This window comes from Gemmobacter caeruleus (genome assembly GCF_008271655.1).
Classification (GTDB): Bacteria; Pseudomonadota; Alphaproteobacteria; order Rhodobacterales; family Rhodobacteraceae; genus Gemmobacter; species Gemmobacter caeruleus.
Map to the genome: position 1 here is coordinate 221,989 of NZ_VKKX01000022.1, position 21,816 is coordinate 243,804.

At 68.0% G+C, this 21,816-nt stretch carries 22 protein-coding genes; 14 read left to right on the forward strand and 8 right to left on the reverse strand.

Annotation, left to right across the window (positions count from 1 at the left end; all coding sequences use genetic code 11):
* The first annotated feature begins 132 nt into the window (after nt 1–132).
* Nucleotides 133–471 (forward strand): DUF952 domain-containing protein, encoded by a 339-nt coding sequence (locus FOA17_RS08020; protein ID WP_149140949.1) that lies wholly within the window; start codon nt 133–135, stop codon nt 469–471.
* Nucleotides 468–1,529, forward strand: a complete 1,062-nt coding sequence (locus tag FOA17_RS08025; protein ID WP_149140950.1) for a quinone-dependent dihydroorotate dehydrogenase — start codon at nt 468–470, stop codon at nt 1,527–1,529. Before FOA17_RS08020 ends, FOA17_RS08025 begins: the two co-directional genes overlap by 4 nt.
* A gap of 4 nt (nt 1,530–1,533) precedes the next feature.
* Here FOA17_RS08025 and FOA17_RS08030 read toward each other — a convergent pair whose 3' ends face one another.
* On the reverse strand, nt 1,534–2,202 hold the full coding sequence (locus tag FOA17_RS08030; RefSeq protein WP_420841694.1) for a YqgE/AlgH family protein: 669 nt from the start codon (nt 2,200–2,202) through the stop codon (nt 1,534–1,536).
* 30 nt (nt 2,203–2,232) lie between these two features.
* Here FOA17_RS08030 and FOA17_RS08035 point away from each other — a divergent pair, with 30 nt between their 5' ends.
* Nucleotides 2,233–3,030 carry a protein-disulfide reductase DsbD domain-containing protein gene (locus FOA17_RS08035; RefSeq protein ID WP_238991765.1) on the forward strand — a complete coding sequence of 266 codons (798 nt, stop codon included), beginning with the start codon at nt 2,233–2,235 and terminating at the stop codon, nt 3,028–3,030.
* Here FOA17_RS08035 and coaBC read toward each other — a convergent pair.
* Nucleotides 3,027–4,229 (reverse strand): bifunctional phosphopantothenoylcysteine decarboxylase/phosphopantothenate--cysteine ligase CoaBC, encoded by a 1,203-nt coding sequence (gene coaBC / locus FOA17_RS08040; protein ID WP_149140953.1) that lies wholly within the window; start codon nt 4,227–4,229, stop codon nt 3,027–3,029. The genes FOA17_RS08035 and coaBC overlap by 4 nt on opposite strands.
* Nucleotides 4,230–4,362: 133 nt before the next feature.
* On the opposite strand from coaBC, the gene cobU reads away from it, so the two are divergent.
* From cobU to FOA17_RS08060, 4 genes are all read left to right on the forward strand, one after another.
* Nucleotides 4,363–4,905, forward strand: coding sequence for a bifunctional adenosylcobinamide kinase/adenosylcobinamide-phosphate guanylyltransferase (cobU, locus tag FOA17_RS08045; protein WP_149140954.1), 543 nt, complete (start codon nt 4,363–4,365; stop codon nt 4,903–4,905).
* Nucleotides 4,902–5,462, forward strand: a complete 561-nt coding sequence (locus tag FOA17_RS08050; protein ID WP_149140955.1) for a histidine phosphatase family protein — start codon at nt 4,902–4,904, stop codon at nt 5,460–5,462. Before cobU ends, FOA17_RS08050 begins: the two co-directional genes overlap by 4 nt.
* Before the next feature lie 73 nt (nt 5,463–5,535).
* Nucleotides 5,536–6,408, forward strand: coding sequence for a glutathione S-transferase (locus tag FOA17_RS08055; protein ID WP_149140956.1), 873 nt, complete (start codon nt 5,536–5,538; stop codon nt 6,406–6,408).
* 44 nt (nt 6,409–6,452) lie between these two features.
* A complete protein-coding gene (locus FOA17_RS08060) occupies nt 6,453–7,976 on the forward strand; it encodes a YifB family Mg chelatase-like AAA ATPase (RefSeq protein WP_149140957.1) in 1,524 nt (507 codons plus the stop codon).
* On the opposite strand, the gene gshB is transcribed toward FOA17_RS08060, so the two are convergent.
* Genes gshB through rsmI form a run of 3 tightly spaced genes read right to left on the reverse strand, consistent with a single transcriptional unit; the run spans nt 7,951 to nt 10,182 of the window.
* On the reverse strand, nt 7,951–8,895 hold the full coding sequence (gene gshB / locus FOA17_RS08065) for a glutathione synthase (RefSeq protein ID WP_149140958.1): 945 nt from the start codon (nt 8,893–8,895) through the stop codon (nt 7,951–7,953). The two genes, FOA17_RS08060 and gshB, sit on opposite strands and share 26 nt — an antisense overlap.
* Before the next feature lie 53 nt (nt 8,896–8,948).
* The gene (locus FOA17_RS08070; protein WP_420841695.1) at nt 8,949–9,311 is read right to left on the reverse strand and encodes a YraN family protein; all 363 of its coding nucleotides are present in this window, start codon (nt 9,309–9,311) and stop codon (nt 8,949–8,951) included.
* A 4-nt stretch (nt 9,312–9,315) separates the two neighbouring features.
* Nucleotides 9,316–10,182, reverse strand: a complete 867-nt coding sequence (gene rsmI, locus FOA17_RS08075) for a 16S rRNA (cytidine(1402)-2'-O)-methyltransferase (RefSeq protein ID WP_149140959.1) — start codon at nt 10,180–10,182, stop codon at nt 9,316–9,318.
* A gap of 92 nt (nt 10,183–10,274) precedes the next feature.
* Between rsmI and FOA17_RS08080 the strand changes: the two genes are divergently transcribed.
* From FOA17_RS08080 to murJ, 3 genes are read left to right on the forward strand one after another with little or no spacing between them, the layout of a single operon-like run.
* A complete protein-coding gene (locus FOA17_RS08080; RefSeq protein WP_149140960.1) occupies nt 10,275–11,468 on the forward strand; it encodes a penicillin-binding protein activator in 1,194 nt (397 codons plus the stop codon).
* Nucleotides 11,377–14,253 (forward strand): [protein-PII] uridylyltransferase, encoded by a 2,877-nt coding sequence (locus FOA17_RS08085; protein WP_420841703.1) that lies wholly within the window; start codon nt 11,377–11,379, stop codon nt 14,251–14,253. The genes FOA17_RS08080 and FOA17_RS08085 overlap by 92 nt, the downstream gene beginning before the upstream one ends.
* 10 nt (nt 14,254–14,263) lie before the next feature.
* A complete protein-coding gene (gene murJ / locus FOA17_RS08090; RefSeq protein ID WP_149140961.1) occupies nt 14,264–15,808 on the forward strand; it encodes a murein biosynthesis integral membrane protein MurJ in 1,545 nt (514 codons plus the stop codon).
* A 7-nt stretch (nt 15,809–15,815) separates the two neighbouring features.
* Here the strand turns inward: murJ and FOA17_RS08095 are convergent, their stop codons facing one another.
* Nucleotides 15,816–16,154: a zinc ribbon domain-containing protein YjdM gene (locus tag FOA17_RS08095; protein WP_149140962.1), complete on the reverse strand. Its 339-nt coding sequence runs from the start codon at nt 16,152–16,154 to the stop codon at nt 15,816–15,818.
* Nucleotides 16,155–16,476: 322 nt separating this feature from the next.
* Nucleotides 16,477–17,520, reverse strand: a complete 1,044-nt coding sequence (gene trpS / locus FOA17_RS08100) for a tryptophan--tRNA ligase (RefSeq protein ID WP_149140963.1) — start codon at nt 17,518–17,520, stop codon at nt 16,477–16,479.
* Between the two features lie 75 nt (nt 17,521–17,595).
* Between trpS and FOA17_RS08105 the strand changes: the two genes are divergently transcribed.
* Nucleotides 17,596–18,282 (forward strand): rhomboid family intramembrane serine protease, encoded by a 687-nt coding sequence (locus FOA17_RS08105; protein WP_149140964.1) that lies wholly within the window; start codon nt 17,596–17,598, stop codon nt 18,280–18,282.
* Nucleotides 18,283–18,388: 106 nt separating this feature from the next.
* Nucleotides 18,389–18,877 carry a VOC family protein gene (locus tag FOA17_RS08110; RefSeq protein WP_149140965.1) on the forward strand — a complete coding sequence of 163 codons (489 nt, stop codon included), beginning with the start codon at nt 18,389–18,391 and terminating at the stop codon, nt 18,875–18,877.
* Here FOA17_RS08110 and FOA17_RS08115 read toward each other — a convergent pair.
* Nucleotides 18,850–19,800 (reverse strand): DMT family transporter, encoded by a 951-nt coding sequence (locus FOA17_RS08115; protein ID WP_238991766.1) that lies wholly within the window; start codon nt 19,798–19,800, stop codon nt 18,850–18,852. The genes FOA17_RS08110 and FOA17_RS08115 overlap by 28 nt on opposite strands.
* Nucleotides 19,801–19,990: 190 nt before the next feature.
* Here FOA17_RS08115 and FOA17_RS08120 point away from each other — a divergent pair, with 190 nt between their 5' ends.
* Entirely contained in the window at nt 19,991–20,845 is an 855-nt protein-coding gene (locus FOA17_RS08120; RefSeq protein ID WP_149140966.1) for a helix-turn-helix transcriptional regulator, read from the forward strand.
* A gap of 87 nt (nt 20,846–20,932) precedes the next feature.
* Entirely contained in the window at nt 20,933–21,808 is an 876-nt protein-coding gene (locus tag FOA17_RS08125) for a branched-chain amino acid aminotransferase (RefSeq protein WP_149140967.1), read from the forward strand.
* Nucleotides 21,809–21,816 lie beyond the last annotated feature (8 nt).

The following is a 21,816-nucleotide window of genomic DNA, read 5'->3' on the forward strand; positions in this document are numbered from 1 at the left end:
GAAGCGGGGGGCTGTCAAAGGTTGATGGGCGCAAGCTGCAAGACTGACGTAACGACGCCGTGACCATCGGCATTTTTCCGCCGCGCGCGCCGAAGGATTGACCTTCGGGCTTGAGTGCGGCAATACCGCCACATGCTGATCTACAAGATCCTCCGCCGCCCCGAATGGGATGCGTTCCGTGCTGCCGGGCAGACGCGGGGGGCGCCTGTCGATCTGGCCGACGGGTTCATCCATTTCTCGACCGCCGCGCAGGTGGCGGAAACCGCCGCCAAATGGTTCGCCGATCAAAGCGATCTGGTGCTGGTGGCCGTGCGTTCCGGCGCGCTTGGCGCGGATCTGAAATGGGAACCCTCGCGCGGGGGGGCGCTGTTTCCGCATCTCTATCGTCCGCTGCGGCTGGAGGATGTGGTGTGGGACAAGTCGCTGCCGCTGGGGATCTCCGGCCATATCTTCCCGGAAGGTGTCATTTGAGCCTGCCTGAAAAAATCGGGCTCTGGGCCCTGCATCGCTGCGACCCCGAACGCGCGCATGGCCTGTCGCTGACCGCGCTGCGCGCGGGGCTGGTGCCGCTGCCGGGGCCGGTCACCTCGGCCCGGCTGGAAACGCGGCTGGCGGGGATGGTGCTGCCCAACCCGGTCGGGCTGGCGGCGGGCTATGACAAGAACGCGGTCGCGCTGGCGCCGCTGATGCGGTCGGGCTTCGGCTTTCTGGAGGTGGGGGCCGCCACGCCGCGCCCGCAGCCGGGCAACCCGCAGCCGCGCCTGTTCCGCCTGACCGACGACCGCGCCGTGATCAACCGCTTTGGCTTCAACAATGACGGGGCCTGCCCGATTTCGGCGCGGCTGGCGCTGCGCCCGCGCGGGGCGGTGCCGGTGGGCCTCAATCTGGGCGCCAACAAGGACAGCGCCGACCGCGCCGCCGATTTCGCCGAGGTGCTGGCGACCTGCGGGCCGCATATCGACTTTGCCACCGTCAATGTCAGCTCGCCCAATACCGAAAAGCTGCGCGAGCTTCAGGGCCGCGCCGCGCTGTCGGCCCTGCTGGCCGGCGTGATGGAGGTGCGCGCCGGCTTGGAACGTCCGGTGCCGGTCTTTCTCAAGATCGCGCCCGACCTTTCCCCCGAGGAAATCGCGGATGTGGCCGAGGTCGGCCTGTCCTCGGGGATTGACGGCATCATCGCCACCAATACCACGCTGTCGCGCGAAGGTCTGAAATCTGAACATCGCGCGCAGGCGGGCGGGCTTTCAGGCGCGCCGTTGTTCGAAAAATCCACCCGCGTTCTGGCGCAACTGTCGCGGCTGACCGAAGGCCGGCTGCCGCTGATCGGGGTGGGTGGCATTTCCACCCCCGAACAGGCCTGGGAAAAGATCCGCGCCGGCGCAACGGCGGTGCAGGTCTATACCGCGATGGTCTATGAGGGGATCTCGCTGGCCGCACGCCTGGCGCGGGGGCTGGAGGCGATTGCCGCGCGCGAGGGCTTTGCCCATGTCGCCGACGCCACCGGCACCGGGCGCGACCGCTGGCTATGACCCGTCAGGCGTGACCTGCCGCCGACGACAGCAAGAGCGGGTCGATCCCCATTGCCCGCAGCGCGGCCGACCATTTGCCGCCATCATCGCGGCCAAAGATCAGCCCTTCGGGCGGGGTCGCGGTCAACCAGTCATTGCGCGCGATCTCACCCTCCAACTGGCCCGGCCCCCAACCGGAATAGCCCATGGCAAGCAGCGCCTCGCGCGGGCCGCCGCCGCGGGCCAGTTCCTCCAGGATGTCGCGGGTCGCAGTCATGGCCAGATCGTCGGTCACCGCCATGGTGCCCGCCGCCGCCCGGTAATCCGCCGAATGCAGCACAAAGCCCCGGCCACGTTCCACCGGGCCGCCGAACTGCACCCGGATATCGCGCCCCGCCTTGTCGGTCGCGATCTCCAGATGATCGAGCAGCCCCGCGAAGGACAGGTCGCGCGAAGGCTTGTTCAGGATCAGCCCCATCGCCCCGTCCGGCCCATGGGCGCAGATCAGGATCACGCTGCGTTCAAAGCGCGGGTCGCCCATGCCGGGCATCGCGATGAGAATCGAGCCGCTCAGGTCCATGCGTCGCCTCCTGTTCCAGATATGGCTTGCGCGGCGCCCAGTCTCAAGGGGCCGTCGCGCCACAGGGGGCGGGCAATGGCGCGCTCTCGCCGGAAAGTGATTTCCCCTTGGCACGCGGCTGCCTATTTTCAAGTCATGCTGAGAATGACCGCCCTTTGCCTCTTGCCGCTCATGTCGGCCGCCCCCGCGCTTCAGGCGCAGGGTCTGCGGCAGGAAGACGTGCTGCGCGCCGAACTGCGCCCCGGCTGGCGCGAAGCCGACGGGCGCCAGATCGCCGCGCTGCATCTGCAACTGGCCCCGCATTGGAAGACCTATTGGCGCAGCCCCGGCGATGCCGGCCTGCCGCCCGACTTCGATTGGTCGGGTTCGTCCAATGTCGCTGCGGTGAAACTGCATTGGCCGCAGCCCAGATTGTTCGATTTTCAGGGGATGCAGACCATCGGCTATACCGAGGATGTGGTGATCCCGGTCGAGGTCACCCCCGCCGATCTTTCGCGCGCGGTGGATCTGCACGCGCTTGTGGCGCTTGGGGTCTGCAACGATGTCTGCATGCCGGCGGAACTGCGGCTGGAGGCGGATCTGCCGATGCCCGGCGCGCCCGACCCGCTGATCCGCGCCGCGCTGGCCGATCAGCCCCTGACCGCCGAGGCCGCGGGCCTGCGCGCCCTGCGCTGCGAGGTGGCGCCGATTTCCGACGGGTTGCGCGTCACCGCCCGCATGGAGCTTCCGCCCGGACAGGGCGCCGAAACCGTGGTGATGGAACCCGAACACCGGGTCTGGGTCTCCGATGCGATCATCGCGCGCGAGGGCGACCGGCTGACCGCCACCGCCGATCTGGTGCCGCCCAAGGGCCAGCCCTTCGATCTGCGCCCCGAAACCCTGCGCCTGACCGTGCTGAGCGAGGGCCGCGCGGTCGAGGTGACCGGCTGCCCCGAGGGCTAGGCCGTGCCCAGCGCCGCGGCGATCCGCGCGGCCAGACGGCGCGCGACCTCGTCCTTGGCGAGGCGCGGCCAGGTCTCGGCGCCCTGATCGGAGATCAGCACGACTGCGTTTTCCGCCCCGCCCATGATGCCGGTTTCGGGGCTGACATCATTGGCCACGATCCAGTCACAACCCTTGCGCGCCCGCTTGGCGGTGGCATGGGCGACCACGGTCTCCGTCTCGGCGGCAAAGCCCACGACAAGGCCCGGCCGCCCCGCCCCCATGCGCGACACCGTCGCGAGGATGTCGGGGTTTTCGGCGAATTCCAGCGCGGGGGCGCGGCCCGATCCGTCTTTCTTCATCTTCTGGCCGGCGGCATTGGCGACGCGCCAATCGGCCACGGCGGCCGCGAACACCGCCGCATCGGCCGGCAAGGCGGCCTGCACCGCCGCCAGCATGTCGCGCGCGGTTTCCACCCGCACCACATCGACCCCGGCGGGGGGCGGCACGCTGGCCGGGCCGGTGACGAAGGTGACCTTCGCCCCCAGATCGCGCAGCGCCGCCGCCAGCGCGGTGCCCTGCGCCCCCGAGGAGCGGTTGGCGATATAGCGCACCGGGTCGATCGGTTCATGCGTGGGGCCAGAGGTCACCAGCACATGCCGCCCGGCCAGCGGCCCGGCGGTAAAGGCGGCCTCGATAGCGGCCAGAATCGCCGCAGGCTCGGCCATCCGGCCGGGGCCGAACTCGCCACAGGCCATGGCACCGTCATCGGGGCCGACAAGGCGCACTTCGTCGCCACGCAACACCGCCAGATTGCGCTGCGTCGCGGGGTGCTGCCACATCCGCACATTCATCGCCGGCACCATCATGACCGGCGTGTCGGTCGCCAGCAGCAGGGTCGAGGCCAGATCCTCGGCCCGGCCCTGCGCGGCCTTGGCCATCAGATCGGCGGTGGCCGGCGCCACCACGATCAGATCGGCGCTGCGCGACAGCTGGATATGGCCCATCTCGGCCTCGGTCGTCAGGTCGAACAACTGGTCATGCACCTTTTCGCCCGCCAGCGCGGCGACCGAAAGCGGGGTGACGAATTCCGCCCCTGCCCGGGTCAGCACCGGCGTCACCGCCGCGCCGCGGTCGCGCAGGCGGCGGATCAGTTCCAGCACCTTGTAGGCCGCGATGCCGCCGCCGATCACCAGTAGAATGCGCTTGCCCGTCAGCATCGACCCTCTCCGCCCCTTCGCCAAGCCTTTGACCAAGCTGTAGGCGCGGGCGGGCGGAAACTCAACCTCCGCGCTTGGCGGGGCGGGCGTCGCCCGCTATACCGCCCCTGCCCCCCTGTCGGAAAGGCCGCCCATGACCGCATCGCCCGCCGCCGTCCTGCCGCCGCTGTCGCTGGTTCTGGGGGGCGCCCGGTCGGGCAAGTCGCGGCTGGCCGAAGGGCTGGTGACCGCCAGCCGCCGCCCCCGTCTCTACATCGCGACCGCCGAAGCCTGGGATGACGAGATGCGCGCCCGGATCGGACAACACCGCACCGATCGCGGCCCCGACTGGCAGACGATCGAGGCGCCGCATGACCTGCCCGCCGCGCTGGCCATGGCCGGCGCCGATTCGGTGGTGCTGCTCGATTGCGCGACGCTCTGGCTGACCAACCGCCTGCTGGCCGAGGCCGATCTGGCGGCCGAGACCACCGCCCTGCTGGCCGCGCTGGCCGCCTGCCCCGCGCCGGTCGTGGTGGTCAGCAACGAACTCGGCTGGTCCATCGTGCCGGAAAACGCGCTGGCGCGGCGCTTTCGCGATGCGCAGGGGCGGCTCAATCAGCAACTCGCAGGCCAGGCGGGGCTGGTGGTGGCGGTGATCGCCGGCCTGCCGCTGGTGCTGAAGGGGCAGATGCCATGACCCGTTTCTGGTGGGTGCGTCACGGCCCGACCCATGAGCGCGCCTTTTGCGGCTGGCGCGATGTGCCGGCCGATCTGTCCGATACCGGGGCGTTGGCGCGGCTGCGCGCCTTCCTGCCCGAGGCGCCGATCCTGTCATCAGACCTGTTGCGCGCGCGTCAGACGGCCGAGGCATTGGCCGGCCCCCGCCCGCGCCTGCCCGCCGACCCTGACCTGCGCGAGTTTCATTTCGGCGCCTGGGAAGGGCTGACCTTCGATGCGGTCGCCGCGCGGGATCCCGATCTGTCGCGCGCCTATTGGGAATGTCCTGGCGATGTCGCCCCGCCCGAGGGCGAAAGCTGGAACCGCGCCGCGGCCCGGGTGGATCGCGCCGTGGCGCGGCTGACGGCGCTTGGTCTGCCCGATCTGATCGTGGTCGCGCATTTCGGCGTGATCCTGACCCGACTGCAACAGACGCTGGGCCAGACCGCCGATCAGGCACTTGCGCAGCGGATCGAGCCTTTGTCGGTGACTTGCCTGCATGGCCAGGAAGCGCCCTGGATCAATCACATTCCGTGATGGATCACCGCACGAAGCGGCGTTTGCCTTTGGGTTCGCAGCCCCTATCCTGCCCCAAAGACAGGAGAATGCGATGACCTATACCCTTGCCATTGGCGACCGCGCCTATTCCAGCTGGTCGCTGCGCGGCTGGCTTCTGTTCGATGCCTTCGGCCTGCCGGTCAGCCTGCGCAAGGCCCGGCTTTATACCGACGAACTGCCGGCGCTGCTGCGCGACTTCGCCCCCGCCCGCACCGTGCCCGCGCTGATGCTGCCCGAAGGGGTGGCAATCGGCGAAAGCCTTGCCATTGCCGAGGAACTGGCCACGCGCCACCCCGAGGCCGGGCTCTGGCCCGCCGATCCGGGCGCGCGTGCCGTGGCGCGGATGCTGGCCTGCGAGATGCATGCAGGCTTTACCGCGCTGCGCAGCCATTGCCCGATGAACCTGCGCACCAGCTATACCGACTGCGCCCCCCCGCCCGAGGTGCTGGCCGATCTGGACCGGCTTGCGACGCTGTGGTCCTGGGCGCGGCAGGCCACGGGCGCGACGGGCCCCTGGCTTTGCGGCGCCTATTCGGTGGCGGATGCGTTCTTTGCCCCGGTCGCGACCCGGATCGCCACCTATAATCTGCCGGTCGGCGCCGAGGCCGCGGCCTATGTCGCGGCGCATCTGGCGCATCCGTCCCTGCGGCGCTGGCGCGCGATGGGTCTGGTCGATGGTGCCGATCAGGAATTCTACCGCCGCGACTACCCGACCCGTGCCTGGCCCGGCCCCGCGCCGCTTGCGGCCCGGCCCGTCGAGGGCAGCGAAAGCGAAAACGCCGCCTGCCCCTATTCTGGCAAGCCCGTCTCGCATGTGCTGGAACTGGACGGCCGGCGCTTTGGCTTCTGCAACGCCTTTTGCCGTGACAAGACGGTGGCCGACCCCGAGGCCTGGCCGAAATTCATGGCCATTTACCAGTCGTAAACCATTCCGCCTTACCCCGTTAACACAGATGAACGGGGCAAGGCATGGTTGCGCGCACATTCACGGTGGCATTTGAAGGGGTCGAGGCGCGGCTGGTCGAGGTGCAATGCGCCCTTTCGGCGGGCCTGCCCGGTTTTTCGGTCGTCGGCCTGCCCGACAAGGCGGTGTCCGAGGCGAAGGAGCGCGTGCGCGCGGCCCTTGCCGCGATGTCGATCGCGCTGCCGTCCAAGCGCATCACCGTCAACCTCTCGCCCGCCGACCTGCCCAAGGAAGGCTCGCATTTCGACCTGCCCATTGCGCTTTGCCTGCTTGCCGCGCTCGATATCCTGCCCGGGGATGTGGTGGAAACCGTGGTCTCGCTGGGCGAATTGTCGCTGGACGGGCGGCTCATTCCGGTGATCGGCGCCCTGCCCGCCGCCATGACCGCGGCCGAGGCCGACCGCGCGCTGCTCTGCCCCCGCGCCTGCGGCCCCGAGGCCGCCTGGGTCGGCGCGACGCAGGTTCTGGCGGCCGGATCGCTCGATCAGGTGATCCGGCATTTCACCGGCCAGGCACCGCTGACGCCCGCCGAGGCCGGAGAGGTGCCGCGCCCCAACCACGCGCGCGACCTGCGCGAGGTCAAGGGGCAGGAACGCGCCAAGCGCGCGCTGGAAATCGCGGCTGCCGGGCGCCACCACCTGCTGATGGTGGGCACGCCCGGTTCGGGCAAATCCATGCTGGCCGCGCGTCTGCCCGGTATCCTGCCGCCCCTCACTGCGGCCGAGGCGCTGGAAACCTCGATGATCCATTCGCTTGCCGGGCTGCTGAGCGAGGGCGGCATTTCCCGCGAACGCCCGTTCCGCGAACCGCATCACACTGCCTCGATGGCGGCGATTGTGGGCGGCGGCAAGGGCGCGAAGCCGGGCGAGATCAGCCTTGCCCATCACGGCGTGCTGTTTCTGGATGAATTGCCCGAATTTCCCCGCGCCGTGCTGGAGACCCTGCGCCAGCCGATCGAAACCGGCGATGTGGTGGTGGCCCGGGCCAATGCGCATGTGCGCTATCCCAGCCGGTTCCTGCTGATCGCGGCCGCCAACCCCTGCAAATGCGGCTACATGACCGATCCTGCCCGGGCCTGCGCCCGCGTGCCCAATTGCGGCGAAGATTACCTCGGGCGCATTTCGGGGCCGCTGATGGATCGCTTCGACCTGCGCGTCGATGTGCCGCCGGTGGCTTTTACCGATCTCGACCTGCCACCATCGGGCGACAGTTCGGCCCAGGTCGCGGCTCGGGTGGCCGCGGCGCGGCGGGTGCAGGAACGCCGCTTTGCCGGCAAGCCCGGTCTCACTGTCAATGCCGATGCCGAGGGCCGCATCCTGGACGAGATTGCCACCCCGGATGCCGAGGGGCGCGGCCTGCTGACCCGCGTGGCGGAACGATTCGGGCTGTCTGCCCGCGCCTATCACCGGGTGTTGCGGGTGGCGCGCACCATTGCCGACCTCGACGCATCGACCGAGGTGCGTGGCCCCCATATCGCCGAGGCCGTCGCCTATCGCATCGCCCTCAACGAGCGCGCTTTGCCTCGATGACCTCCCAGATGCGGGCGGCGGTGTTGATGCCGTCGAACCGCTCCAGTTCCTGAATGCCGGTGGGCGAGGTCACGTTGATTTCGGTCAGCCAGTCGCCGATCACGTCGATGCCGACGAAAACCTGGCCCTTTTCGCGCAGGACCGGGCCGATGGTGCGGCAAATCTCCAGATCGCGCGGGCTGAGCCCGATCTGTTCGGGACGGCCGCCGACGTGCATGTTCGACCGGGTTTCGCCGGCCTGCGGCACCCGGTTGATCGCGCCCACCGGCTCGCCATCCACCAGAATCACCCTCTTGTCACCCTTGGCGACCGCCGGCAGGAACTTCTGCACGATCATCGGCTCGCGGCTCATCGAGGTGAAGAGTTCGTACAGCGACGACAGGTTGCGGTCATTCTCGTCCAGCCGGAACACCCCGGCCCCGCCATTGCCGTAAAGCGGCTTGAGAATGATATCGCCATGGCGCGCCTTGAAATCGCGGATGGTCTGAAGATCGCGCGCGATCGCCGTGGGCGGGGTCAGTTGCGCAAAGCGCAGCACCAGCAGCTTTTCGGGGCTGTTGCGCACCCAGAACGGGTCATTCACCACCAACGTCTTGGGATGGATCATCTCCAGCAGATGGGTCGTGGTGATATAGCCCATGTCAAAGGGCGGATCCTGCCGCAGCCACACCACGTCGAAATCTGCCAGATCGACCTCGGTCTCCGCGCCGAAACTGACGTGATTGCCCTCTTCGCGCCGCAGCTCCACCGGCCATCCGCGCGCGATCACCCGCCCCTCGACAAAGGCAAGCCGGTCGGGCGTGTAGTAAAACAGGTCATGCCCGCGCTCCTGCGCCTCAAACGCGATGCGAAACGTGCTGTCGGCATGAATATTGACCGACCCGATCGGGTCCATCTGCAAGGCAACCTTCAGGCGCATGGGAAATCCTCCTGCTGTTGCCCCTTCCTGCCCGACCGGGCGGGCCGATGCAATCAGGCGGCCAGCGCGTTTTCCAGAATCTCCACCGCGCCGATGCCGTCCACCAGCGCCACGTCAAAGCGCACCGGCGTCAGCTGCCCCAAGGGTTCACCCGCCAGATATTCCGAGGCGGCGGCAAACAGGCGTGCTACCTGTCGCGGCCCCAGCCGGGCGGCAGCGGCGGCATGGGTGCTGCTTTTCTTCACTTCGATGAACACGATCTCGTCCTTGTCACGGGCGACAAGATCAATCTCGCCGCCATGGCCACGCCAGCGCCGCGCGGCGATGGTGCAGCCGCCCCGTTGGTAATGCCGCTCCACCGTCCCCTCGGCCGCGAGGCCGGCGGCCCAGGCGGTTCTTCCCCGGATCTGGCGCATCGTGTCACTCCTCCGACAGGCGCAGCGCGCGCTGATAGACGTCGCGCCGCGGCAGGTTCAATGCCTCGGCCACCATGGCCGCGGCCTCTTTCACGCGATGGTCCCGCAGCGCGCGCCGCAGCGCCGCGTCGAGATCGGCCTCGCCCGCCGCCTGATCGGGCGCGCGGTCGATCAGCACCACCAGTTCGCCGCGCAATTCCCGCCCCGCCAGGCTGTCACGCAGATCGGCCAGAGACCCGCGCAGGGTTTCCTCGAATCGTTTGGTCAGTTCGCGGCACAGCACCATGGGCCGCGTCTCCTCCAGATGATTCCCCAATTCATCTAACAATCGGTGAATGCGTTTGGGGCTTTCATACAGAATCACCGTCGCCGTCACCCGGGCGATACCTTCGAGAAAGCTCTGCCGGGCGCCGCCCGAGGCGGGCGGAAAGCCAGCGAACAGGAATCGGTCCGAAGGCAGGCCCGCGACGGTCAGCGCCGCCAGCACCGCCGAGGGGCCGGGCGCGGCCCGCAGGGTCAGCCCCTCGGAGAGCACGGCACGGGCGAGCTGAAACCCGGGATCCGAGACCAGCGGCGTGCCCGCTTCGGAGGCATAGGCGACCGACTTGCCCTCGCGCAGGGCAGCGAGGATGCGCGGGCTGACCTGGCCTTCGTTATGGTCGTGGCACGCGATCAGCGGCCGGCCATTCACCGCGATGCCGTGGATTTCCATCAGGTGCCGCAGGGTGCGGGTGTCCTCTGCCGCCAGCACATCGGCCGAAGCCAGGATATCCAGCGCGCGCAAGGTGATGTCGCGCGCCGCGCCGATGGGCGTTGCCACCAGATGCAGCGCCGGTTCCAGCTTGCCGATGATCGGTCCGGTTCCGCTCATGCCGGAATTCCCCCTTGCTGTCGCGTTTACTTCGGCGTTGGCGCCGCGTATCCTTCCCCGGTCTGCCCGCCGATCAGAATGAGGAAGCCTGCATGTTCGCCCTTTTCGACAAGGCCCGCAAGTCGCTGGCCCGTAACAGATTTGGCCGCGCCGTCGCGGTTGTGGCCGCGATGGCGGTTTCGGCCTGCGTGCCGTCCTCCGGCCCGGGCGGCGGGGGCGGCGCCAAGCTGGGCGCCGGCGAAAAGGTGCAGGTGGCGCTGCTGGTGCCCTCGGGGTCGGGGCAGGCGCATGACGAATTGCTGGCGCGGGGCCTGCAAAACGCCGCGCGGCTGGCCATTTCCGATCTGGGCAGCCAGCGGATCGACCTGCGCATCTATCCGACGGCCGGCAATGCCGCGCAGGCGCAATCGCAGGCGATCAAGGCGGTGGATGAGGGCGCGCGCATCATCCTGGGCCCGGTCTATGCCCATGAGGCCAATGCGGCCGGGCTGGCGGTGGCGGGCCGGGGCGTCAATGTCCTGTCCTTTTCGAACAATACCGATGTCGCCGGCGGCAATGTCTTTGTGCTGGGCCCGACCTTCCAGAACACCGCCGACCGGCTGGGCCGCTTTGCCGTGCGTCAGGGCAAGGGTCGCGTGATGGTGGTGCAGGATCAGAACATCGCGGGCCAGCTGGGCGGGGCGGCGATCCAGCGGGCGATCAGCGCCAATGGCGGGCAGATCGCCGGCATCCAGAGCTATGAACTGTCGCAGAACGGCATCGCCGCCGCCGCGCCGGGCATCGCTGCCGCCGCGCGCAACAGCAATGCACAGGCCGTATTCCTGACCGCGACCACCGATGCGGCGCTGCCGCTCATCACGCAGATGCTGCGCGACAACGGGCTGAGCCCGCCCTCCACCGCCTTCATCGGCCTGACCCGTTGGGACATTCCGGCGGCAACGCTGGCGATTCCGGGCGTGCAGGGCGGCTGGTTCGCGCTGCCCGACCCTGCGCTTTACGGTCAGTTCCAGTCGCGCTACCAGGCCGCCTATGGCGAGCCGCCGCACCCGATTTCGGGCCTGGCCTATGACGGGATCGCGGCGATCGGTGCGCTGATGAAGCGCGGCAATGCCCCCTTCTCGGCCGCGGCGCTGAGCCAGGGATCGGGGTTTGTGGGGGTCAACGGCATCTTCCGGCTGCGCCCCGATGGCACCAATGAACGCGGGCTCGCCATTGCCACGATCCAGAACAACCAGATCAGCATCATCGACCCCGCGCCGCGCAGTTTCGGCGGCGCCGGGTTCTGAGCGCCGGAGGCCGGACGTGCTGCATCGCGCCGCCATTTCCACGCAGGACATGCTGCTGCCGGGGGTCGAGATCATCGACCCCCGCGCCATTTTTGCCGAAATCGCCAGCGCCATCGCGGACGAGCCCGATGCGCGCAATGGCCGCGCCGTCGCGGTGCGCGAGATGGCGCGCGTCAAGGCGGCGGCCAATGCCGCGCTGGCCGAGGCCTTTGCCGAACGCCCGCTGGAGGCGCGGGCGCTGACCCGGGCGCAAAGCCACCTGACCGACGGGCTGGTGACGCTGGCCTTTGATCTGGCACGCCAGATCTTTCACCCCCTGCCCAACCCGACCGAGGCCGAACGGCTGAGCGTGCTGGCCGTGGGGGGCTATGGCCGGGCCGAGATGGCGCCCTTTTCCGATGTCGATCTGCTGTTCCTGACGCCCTGGAAGATCACCCCCTGGGCGGAAAGCGTGATCGAGACCATGCTCTACATGCTGTGGGATCTGAAGCTGAAGGTCGGCCACGCCTCGCGCACGATCCGCGACTGCCTGCGCCTGGGGCGCGAGGATATCACCATCCGCACCGCCCTGCTGGAAAGCCGCTTCATTGCCGGCGATCCGGTCATCGCGCGCGAGCTGGACGACGCGCTCTGGTCAGAGCTGTTTCGCAACACGGGGGCCGAGTTCATCGAGGCCAAGCTTGTGGAACGCGCCGACCGCCACAAGCGCCAGGGCGGCCAGCGCTATGTGCTGGAACCCAACGTGAAAGAAGGCAAGGGCGGGCTGCGCGACCTTCAGACGCTCTACTGGATCGGCAAATACCTCAACCGTGTCAGCGATCCGGCGGGGCTGGTCTCGGCCGGGCTGTTCACCCAGGAGGAATTCGCCACCTTCAACCGCGCCGAGAATTTCCTGTGGGCGGTGCGCTGCCATCTGCATTACATCTGCAAGCGCGCGATGGATCAGCTGACCTTCGACCTTCAGGTCGAGGTGGCGGCGCGCATGGGCTATCACGACAGCGGCGGACGCCGCGCGGTCGAGGTGTTCATGCAGGATTACTTTCGCCATGCGACCCGGGTGGGCGAGCTGACGCGGGTCTTCCTGACCCAGCTGGAGGCGCGGCACGCCAAGCCCGAGGCCAGCCTGATGGGCATGTTCCGCCGCAAGAAGAACGTCGCGCCGGGCTTCAAGCTGGTGCAGGGGCGGCTGGATATCGCGGATACGCGCAAGTTCCTGTCGGACAAGCTGAACCTGCTGCGCGTCTTCGAGGAAGGGCTGCGCAGCGGCTATCTCATTCATCCCAATGTCATGCGGGTCGTGTCGCAGAACCTGAACCTGATCGACGACGACATGCGCGAAGACCCCGAGGCGCAGCGCATCTTCCTTGATCTGATGCTGAAACACGGCAATCCCGAACGCGCGCTGCGCCGGATGAACGAACTGGGCGTGCTGGGCGCCTTCATCCCGGAATTCGAGCCGATCGTGGCGATGATGCAGTTCAACGTCTATCACCATTACACGGTGGACGAACACATCATCCAATGCGTCTCCACCCTTGCGCAGATCGAGCGGGGCGAACTGGTCGAGGAACTGCCGCTCACCTCGGGCATCCTGGCCGAGGGGGTGAACCGCCGGGTGCTTTATGTGGCGCTGCTGCTGCATGACATCGGCAAGGGCCGGCCCGAGGATCATTCGATCCTGGGCGCGCAGATCTCGCGCCGGGTCTGCCCGCGTCTCGGCCTGACCGAGGAGGAGAGCGAGACCGTCGAATGGCTGATCCGCTATCACCTGCTGATGTCCGACATGGCGCAAAAGCGCGATATCGGCGACCCGCGCACGGTGCGCGATTTCGCCAAGGCGGTGAAGACGAAAAAGCGGCTCGACCTGCTGACGGCGCTGACGGTCTGCGACATTCGCGGCGTGGGGCCGGGCACCTGGAACAACTGGAAGGCCCAGCTGATCCGCCAGTTGCACAACCAGACCGCCGAGGCGCTTGAGGGCGGGCTGGAAAACGTCAACCGCGAGCGGCGCGAGAACGAGGCCAAGCAGGCGCTGCGCGCCGCGCTGACCGGCTGGGATGCCAAGGATCTGCGCACCGAGCTGGGCCGCCATTACGCCCCCTACTGGCAGGGGCTGATGACCGAGACCCAGGCCACCTTTGCCCGCATGCTGCGCGGGCTGCGCGATGACGAGATCCGCATCGACCTCGATCCCGATCCGGCGCGCGATGCGACGCGGGCCTGTTTCGCGCTGGCCGATCACCCCGGCATCTTTTCGCGGCTGGCGGGCGCGCTGGCGCTGGTGGGCGCCAATGTGGTGGACGCGCGCACCTATACGTCGAAAGACGGCTACGCGACCGCGGTCTTCTGGGTGCAGGATGCCGATGGCCACCCCTATGAGGTGTCCAAGCTGCCGCGCCTGCAACAGATGATCGACAAGACCCTGCGCGGCGAGGTGAAGCCGCGTCAGGCGCTGGCCGATCGCGACAAGGTGAAAAAGCGCGAACGCGAATTCCGCTTTCCCACCCATGTCACCTTCGACAATGAAGGGTCGGAGATCTATACGATCGTCGAGGTCGATACGCGCGACCGTCCGGGCCTGCTCTATGACCTGACGCGCACGCTGGCGGCCAACAACATCTATATCGCCAGCGCCGTGATCGCGACCTATGGCGCGCAGGTGGTGGACAGCTTCTATGTGAAGGACATGTTCGGCTTGAAGCTGCACACCAAATCCAAGCAGGACGCGCTGGAAAAGAAGCTGCGCCAGGCGATCGTCGAAGGGGCCGAGCGCGCACAGGCCTGATGGAAGCGAGATGACGAAATCCCTGATCCGCAACGTCGTCACGCTGGGCGGCTGGACGCTCCTGTCGCGCGGGGCGGGCTTTGCCCGCGACATGATGATGGCCTCTTATCTGGGGGCGGGGCCAGTGGCCGATGCCTTCAACGTGGCCTTTTCCCTGCCCAACATGTTCCGCCGCTTTTTTGCCGAGGGCGCGTTCAACCAGGCCTTCGTGCCGCTTTATGCCAAGAAGCTTGAGGCGGGCGAGGATGCGTCGGATTTCGCACAGGATGCGTTTTCCGGGCTGGGGGCGGTGCTGGCGGTCTTCACCGTGATCGGCACGCTGGCGATGCCCTGGCTGGTCTGGGCCATGGCCTCGGGCTTTGCCGGCGATGCGCGGTTCGACCTGGCGGTGGAATTCGGGCGGATCACCTTTGTCTATATCTTTTTCATCTCGCTCTTTGCGCTCCTGTCGGGGGTGCTGAACGCGCATGGCAAATTCGCCGAAAGCGGCTTTGTGCCGGTCTTGATGAACCTCGTCTTCATCGCCGCCATGGCGCTGGCGGCCTGGCGGGGCTGGGATATGGGGCAGACGCTGGCCTGGACCGTGCCGGTAACGGGCATCGCGCAACTGGGCTGGACATGGTGGGCCGTAACCCGCGCGGGCTTTGCCCCCCGGCTGCGCCTGCCGCGCTGGACACCCGATCTGCGGCGGCTGCTGATCATCGCAGGCCCTGCCCTGCTGGCGGGCGGGGTGGTGCAGATCAACCTGATCGTGTCGCGGCAGGTGGCCTCGGGCACGACGGGGGCGATTTCCTGGCTGTCCTATGCCGACCGGCTGTATCAGCTGCCGCTGGGCGTGGTGGGCATTGCCATCGGCACGGCGCTGCTGCCGGAACTGAGCCGCCGGCTGCGCGCGGGCGACAGCGCGGGCGGGCGCGAGGCGCTCAATCGCGGCGCGGAATTCGCGCTGGCGCTGACGGTGCCGGCGGCGGTGGCACTGGTTGTCATCGCCATGCCGCTGGTGCAGGTGCTGTTCCAGCGCGGCGCCTTTGGCCCGGACGATACCGCCAATACTGCGCTGGCGCTGGCGGCCTATGGGCTGGGCCTGCCGGCCTTTGTGCTGCACAAGGTCTTGCAGCCGCTGTTCTACGCGCGTGAGGATACGCGCAGCCCGTTCCGCTTTGCGCTCTGGTCGATGGTGGTGAATGCCGGGCTGGCGATCGGGCTGATGCCCTGGATCGGCTTCATCGCGGCGGCGCTGGCCACCACGGTTTCGGGCTGGACCATGGTCGCGCAATTGTGGCTGGGCGCGCGCAAGATGGATGAGGCCGCGCATTTCGACGCGCGGCTGCGGTCGCGGCTCTGGCGGATCCTGCTGGCCTCGGCGGTGATGGGCGCGGTGCTTTGGGGGCTGACCGTGGCGCTTGGCCCGGCGCTAGATGCCGCGCGCTGGCGCTGGTTCGCACTGGGCGCGCTGGTCTTCACCGGCATGGCCTGCTATTTCGCCGCCGGCACGCTGCTGGGCGCCTTCCGCCTGTCGGAATTCAAATCTGCCCTGCGCCGCAATCGCGGGTAGGTCGCGTTCAGTCCGTGACCTTTTTCACGAATTGCGACTTGAGGCCGATCTGGCCGATGCCGGGGATCTTGCAGTCGATATCGTGATCGCCGGCCACCAGACGGATGCCGCGCACCTTGGTGCCGACCTTGATGACCCCGGACGAACCCTTGAGCTTCAGATCCTTGATCACCGTCACCGTATCGCCATCGGCCAGCGGATTGCCGACGGCATCGCACACCACCGCGTCATCCTCGGCGGCGCCGGCGGTCCATTCATGGCCGCATTCCGGGCAGATCAGCAGGGCATCCGCCTCATAGGTAAAGGCGGAACGGCATTCGGGGCATGGCGGCAGGGTCTGGGTCATGATCCCCTCCTTACGCCTTGCGCGGCACCAAGGAAACCCCGACCCGGGAGGGGGATGCACCGGATCGGGGACCATGCGCCAATCTGCCGGGCAAGGCTCCTGGGGAAGGGATCCCGGCGAGACCACCTTGCCATTTTCACGCAACGATTCGGTGACACCGTGCTGCACCCCGCGCAAACCCGGCGCAGATCATCGGCCAATCCGCAGACACCCCCGCCCTTCCGCGCCGGAAATCTCACTCCGCATGGCAGATCCCGGCCACCGGCGCGGCGAAAGACCACAGGGATGTCAGGCGCACGGCACGGCGCGCGCCTGAAAATGGTCAGCGCCGCGACCGCACCATGCCCACGATGTCATAGACCTGTTCGAGGATCGGGCGCGAAATGGCGTCGGCGCGGGCAGCACCTTCGCCCAGAATGCGGTCGATCTCGGCCGGGTCGGCCATCAGGCGGTTCATCTCGGTCGTGATCGGCGCCAGAACCGAGACGGCCAGATCGGCCAGCCTGGGCTTGAAGCTGCCGAATTGCGCGCCGGCGAATTCCGCCACCACATCCTCGGCGGTGCGACCGGCCAGCCCGGCATAGATATTGACCAGATTGCGCGCCTCGGGGCGGTCTTTCAGACCCTCCAGCGTTTCGGGCAGCGGCTCCGGGTCGGTCTTGGCCTTGCGGATCTTGGCGGCGATGGCCTCGGCACTGTCGGTCAGGTTGATGCGGCTCTGGTCGCTCGGGTCGGATTTCGACATCTTCTTCGACCCGTCGCGCAGGCTCATGACCCGGGTGGCGGCGCCTTCGATCACCGGCTCGGTGATCGGAAAGAAGTTCACCTTGTAGTCGTGATTGAACTTGGCCGCGATATCGCGGGTCAGTTCCAGATGCTGCTTCTGATCCTCGCCCACCGGCACATGGGTGGTCTTGTAAGCCAGGATATCGGCGGCCATCAGCGCCGGATAGGCGAACAGGCCCAGCGATTCCGCCTCGGCATTCTTGCCGGCGGTCTTGTCCTTCCACTGGGTCATGCGGCCCATCCAGCCCATGCGCGCCACACAGTTGAAGATCCAGGCCAGTTCGGCATGCGCCGTCACCTGGCTCTGGTTGAACAGGATCGACCGGGCCGGGTCGATGCCGGCGGCGATGAAGGCAGCGGCGCCTTCGCGGGTCTGCTGGCGCAGCTTTTCGGGGTCTTGCCAGACGGTGATCGCGTGCATGTCCACCAGGCAATAGATCGTCTCGATGCCCTGGCCCTGCTTCTCGACAAAGCGCTTGAGCGCCCCCAGATAATTGCCAAGGGTCAGCCCGCCCGAAGGCTGGATGCCCGAGAAGATGCGCGGGGTGAAGGTCTGAGGCGTTTGGACCGGCTCGGACATGGGGAACTCCGTCTGGAAATGGCTGCGGCTTCGGCTTACCCTCCCCCCGATGCAGCGTCAATGAACCGAGGTGCCATGCGCGACGACCTGACCGCCCCGCCGATCAATCCCCTGCCCTGGGTGGTCTGGGCCATCGCCCTGCCGATGATCGCCATGGAACTGGTGCTGTCGGCCGGCGAAAGCGGGCTGGTGGGCGGGCCCACGGCGATCGGCTGGCGGGTGGATGCGCTGCAACGCTTTGCCGTGGCGCCGGAACTGGTGCGCTGGATGTTTGCCAATGGCGTCTGGCCGCTGGACGGGCTGCTGCGGTTTGTGACCTATCCCTTCGTGCAGGGCTCGGTCACGCAGGCGGTGTTCGTGGTGGTCATGCTGCTGGCCCTGGGCAAGATGGTGGGCGAGGTGTTCCGCTGGTGGGCGGTGCTGGCGGTGTTCCTGCTGTCAAGCATCGTGGCAGCCCTTGGCTTTTCGGCCCTGCCCTTCATCGAGGCGCCGCTGTTTGGCGGCTATCCGGGCGTCTATGGCCTGATCGGCGCCTTCACCTGGCTGCTCTGGACCCGGCTGCGCGGCACGGGGGCGGCGCAGTATCGCGCCTTTTCCTTCATCGCCTTCCTGATGGGGGTGCAATTGCTGTTCGGGCTGATCTTCGGCGCGGCACCCTGGTGGATCGCGGAACTGATGGGCTTTGCGACCGGTTTCCTGCTGTCCTTCGCCGTCAGCCCCGGCGGCCTCTCCACCCTGCGCGCCCGGCTGAGGAACCGCTGAGGCGGCCCGGCCGCAGGAATGCGCAGGTGCTGTGCGGTGCCTCGCCTTATCGCGGGGGCGGGGCGGGGTTATCTTGGGGGCATCACGCCCCTCAAGGATCAAAGCGATGTCCACCCCCGTCCTGCCCGCCGAAACCCGTATCGGACATGTCCATCTCAAGGTCGCCGACCTAGACCGGGCGCTGGCCTTCTATCAGGGGATACTCGGCTTTGAGGTCACGCAGCGCTATGGCAGCCAGGCGGTGTTCCTGTCGGCGGGCGGCTATCACCACCATATCGGGCTGAACACCTGGGAATCGAAGGGCGGCAAGCCGCCGGCCCCGGGCACGACCGGGCTTTATCACACCGCCATCCTGTTCCCCGACCGCGCCAGTCTGGGCGGCGCCCTCAAGCGGATCGTGGAGGCGGGCTATCCGCTGGAAGGCGCCTCCGATCACGGGGTGAGCGAGGCGATCTATCTGCGCGACCCGGACGGCAACGGGGTGGAACTCTATCGCGACCGGGCCGAGGCCGACTGGCCGCGCGACGCCGAGGGCAATCTGGCGATGGTGAGCGCGCGGCTCGACCTTCACGCGCTGCTGGCCGAGGCGGGCTGAACCGGTGCGCGGCGGGCGGGCAGGAACATCACCGCATTGCCCGCCAGCGTCAGCCCCAGCCCGACAAGGGCCAGCGGCGCCCAGACGAACCCCTCCCACAGGGCCGAGGCCATGAGCGCGATGACCGGAAAGCAGACCGTCGCATAGGCCGCGCGCCCGGTGCCCATGCGCTGCACCAGCATCAGATAGGTGGTGAAGCCGATGATCGAGCCCGCGACCGACAGATAGATCAGAGCCCAGAGGTAACGCCCGCCCTGCGGCGCCATCAGCGGCGTGCCGGTGGCGGCGATGATCGCCAGCAGGATCAGCGCGCCATAGCCCATGCCCCAGGCATTTGCCGTCAGCGGCGGGATGCCCGCCGCCGAATTGCGCCGCGACACCATGTTGCCGAAGGAAAAGAACAGCGTGCCCAGGGCGGCCAGGCCAATCCCCTTGAGCGCGTCGGCATTCACCGCATGCCCGGTCAGTTCGGGGGCAAAGAGGCAGACCAGCCCCGCCGCGCCCAATGCCGTGGCCAGCAGCGCCCGCGGGCGGATGCGGTCACCGAAGATCAGCCGGGCATTCACCGCGTTATAGATCGTGGCCAGCGAAAAGATCACCGAGACCAGCCCCGAGGGAATGAACCGCGTGGCGTTGTAAAAGCAGATGAAGTTCATCGAGAACAGGCAGATGCCTTGCAGGATGACAAAGCGGTGCTGGCGCAGCGGCAGCGCGGTGAGCCGCCCCATGAGCCAGAGCCCAGACAGCATCAGCAGCGCGGCCAGCGCAAAGCGGTGGAACACCGCCACCAGCACCGGCACCGGGCCGAGTTGAAAGGCGATGGCGATCCATGTCGTGCCCCAGATCAGGACGGTGGTGGCGAATAGCGCGAGGTTCAGCATGATGCCCCCGGCATAGCGCAGACGGGCGCGGCGGGCTTGCACGATCTTGCGGCTTTTGCCGGGCCGCGCGCCCTGTGGCGGGCGCCGGAGGGGTTTTGCACCCCTCCGGACCTCCCCGCAGGATATTTTTGAACAGATGAAGGGGGGGGCGGGTTGCACGATCTTGCGGTTTCGCGCGCGGGCGGGGATGCGGGCCATTCCACCGGCACGGCGGCGGTGCTAGTCAGGGGACATGTTGCAAGCGTCTGTCTTTCAGCGGCTCGGCCGTTCCAATGCCCGCCTGATCGCCGCGCGCGATCTGGGCGAGGGCTTTGGTCTGGCGCATTGGTCGAACCTGCGCGACCGGGTGGAGTATGAGAACGACCGCTGCCATGTGCTGAGCCTTTATACCGAAGGGGGCACCGCCTCGCGCCGGGCGGACCGGCCGGTTTCGGGGACGGGCTTTCCCGGGGCGCTGACGCTGATGCCGCAGGGGGCGCGGTCGGATTGGCAGATCGAGGGCGCCTTTGCCTTTCAGCACCTTTACATTCCCGATGCCGCGCTGCGCGCCTTTGCCGCCGAGGTGCTGGAGGCCAGCCCCGGCCGCGTGGCGCTGCCCGAAGTGACCTATGCCGAGGATGCGACGCTGCGCCGGTTGCTCTGCGCGCTGGCGGTCGAGGCCGATCCGACGGTGGCGCGGGCCGGGCTGAACGCGGTGATGCACCATCTGCTGACCGCGCCGGGCTGGCTGGGATTGCGGCAGGGGCCTCTGGCCGGCGGTCTGGCGCCGCGCGTGTTGCGCCGGTTGCGCGCGGCGGTCGAGGAGGAACCCGAGGCGCCGCACCGGCTGGCCGATCTGGCGGCGCTTGCGGGCCTGTCGGAGTTTCACTTTCACCGGGCGTTTCGCGCCAGCACCGGCCTGACGCCGCAGGCCTGGGTGGAGCGGATGCGCATCCGCCGGGCCGAGGCGCTGATCGCGGCGCGGCTGCCGCTGGCCGAGGTGGCCGCCGCCTGCGGCTTTGCCCATCACAGCCACCTGACGCGGGCCTTTCGCAAGGCGCGCGGCATGACGCCTTCGGAATGGCGTGCCCGGACGGCGGCGCCCTGAGCGCGCCGAATTGTCACCCATACAGGCAGGCGGCTGGACCTTGGCGCGGCGGGGTGCTTAACCTTGCCGCAACGAAGGGAGGCCCGCATGGCATTCGGCACCGATATCCGCACCTGGTTCGAGGGGCGCTGGCACGAAGGCGACATCGCGGTCATGCGCGCGGCCGATCACGGCATCTGGCAGGGCTCGTCGGTCTTTGACGGGGCGCGGCTGTTCGACGGGATCGCCCCCGATCTGGACCTGCATCTGGCGCGGGTGAACCGTTCGGCCGAGGCGCTGATGATCACCCCGACCCTGACGCCCGAGGCGATGCTCGATATCGCGCGCGAGGGGTTGCGCGCCTATGGCCGCGACACGGCGGTCTATGTGCGGCCGATGTATTGGGCGATTGCCGGGTCGGATCTGGGCATTGCGCCACTGGAAAATTCCACCCGTTTCGCGCTGTGTCTGGAGGCGGTGCCGATGCCACCCGCCGCCGCGCAGACCACGCTGACCCGCACGCGGTTTCGCCGCCCGGTGCTGGAGGATGCGGTCTGCAATGCCAAGGCGGGCTGTCTTTACCCCAACAATGCGCGGATGCTGGTCGAGGCGCAGGCCAAAGGCTTTGGCAATGCGCTGGTGGCCGACGCGCTTGGCAATGTTGCCGAAAGCGCCACGGCCAATGTGTTCATCGTGAAGGATGGCATGGTGTTCACGCCGGTCGCCAATGGCACCTTCCTGTCGGGGCTGACGCGGGCGCGCCACATCGCCAATCTGCGCGCCGACGGGATCGAGGTGCGCGAGGCGGTGCTGAGCTTTGCCGATGTCGCGGCGGCGGATGAGGTGTTCCTGTCGGGCAACTTCTCCAAGGTCACCTCGGTCGCGCGGTTCGACGATGTCACCTATCGCAGCCGCAAGATGACCGACCATGTGCGCACCCTTTACATGGACTGGGCGCACAGCGATGTTGCGCGGATGATCTGAAGCGGAGC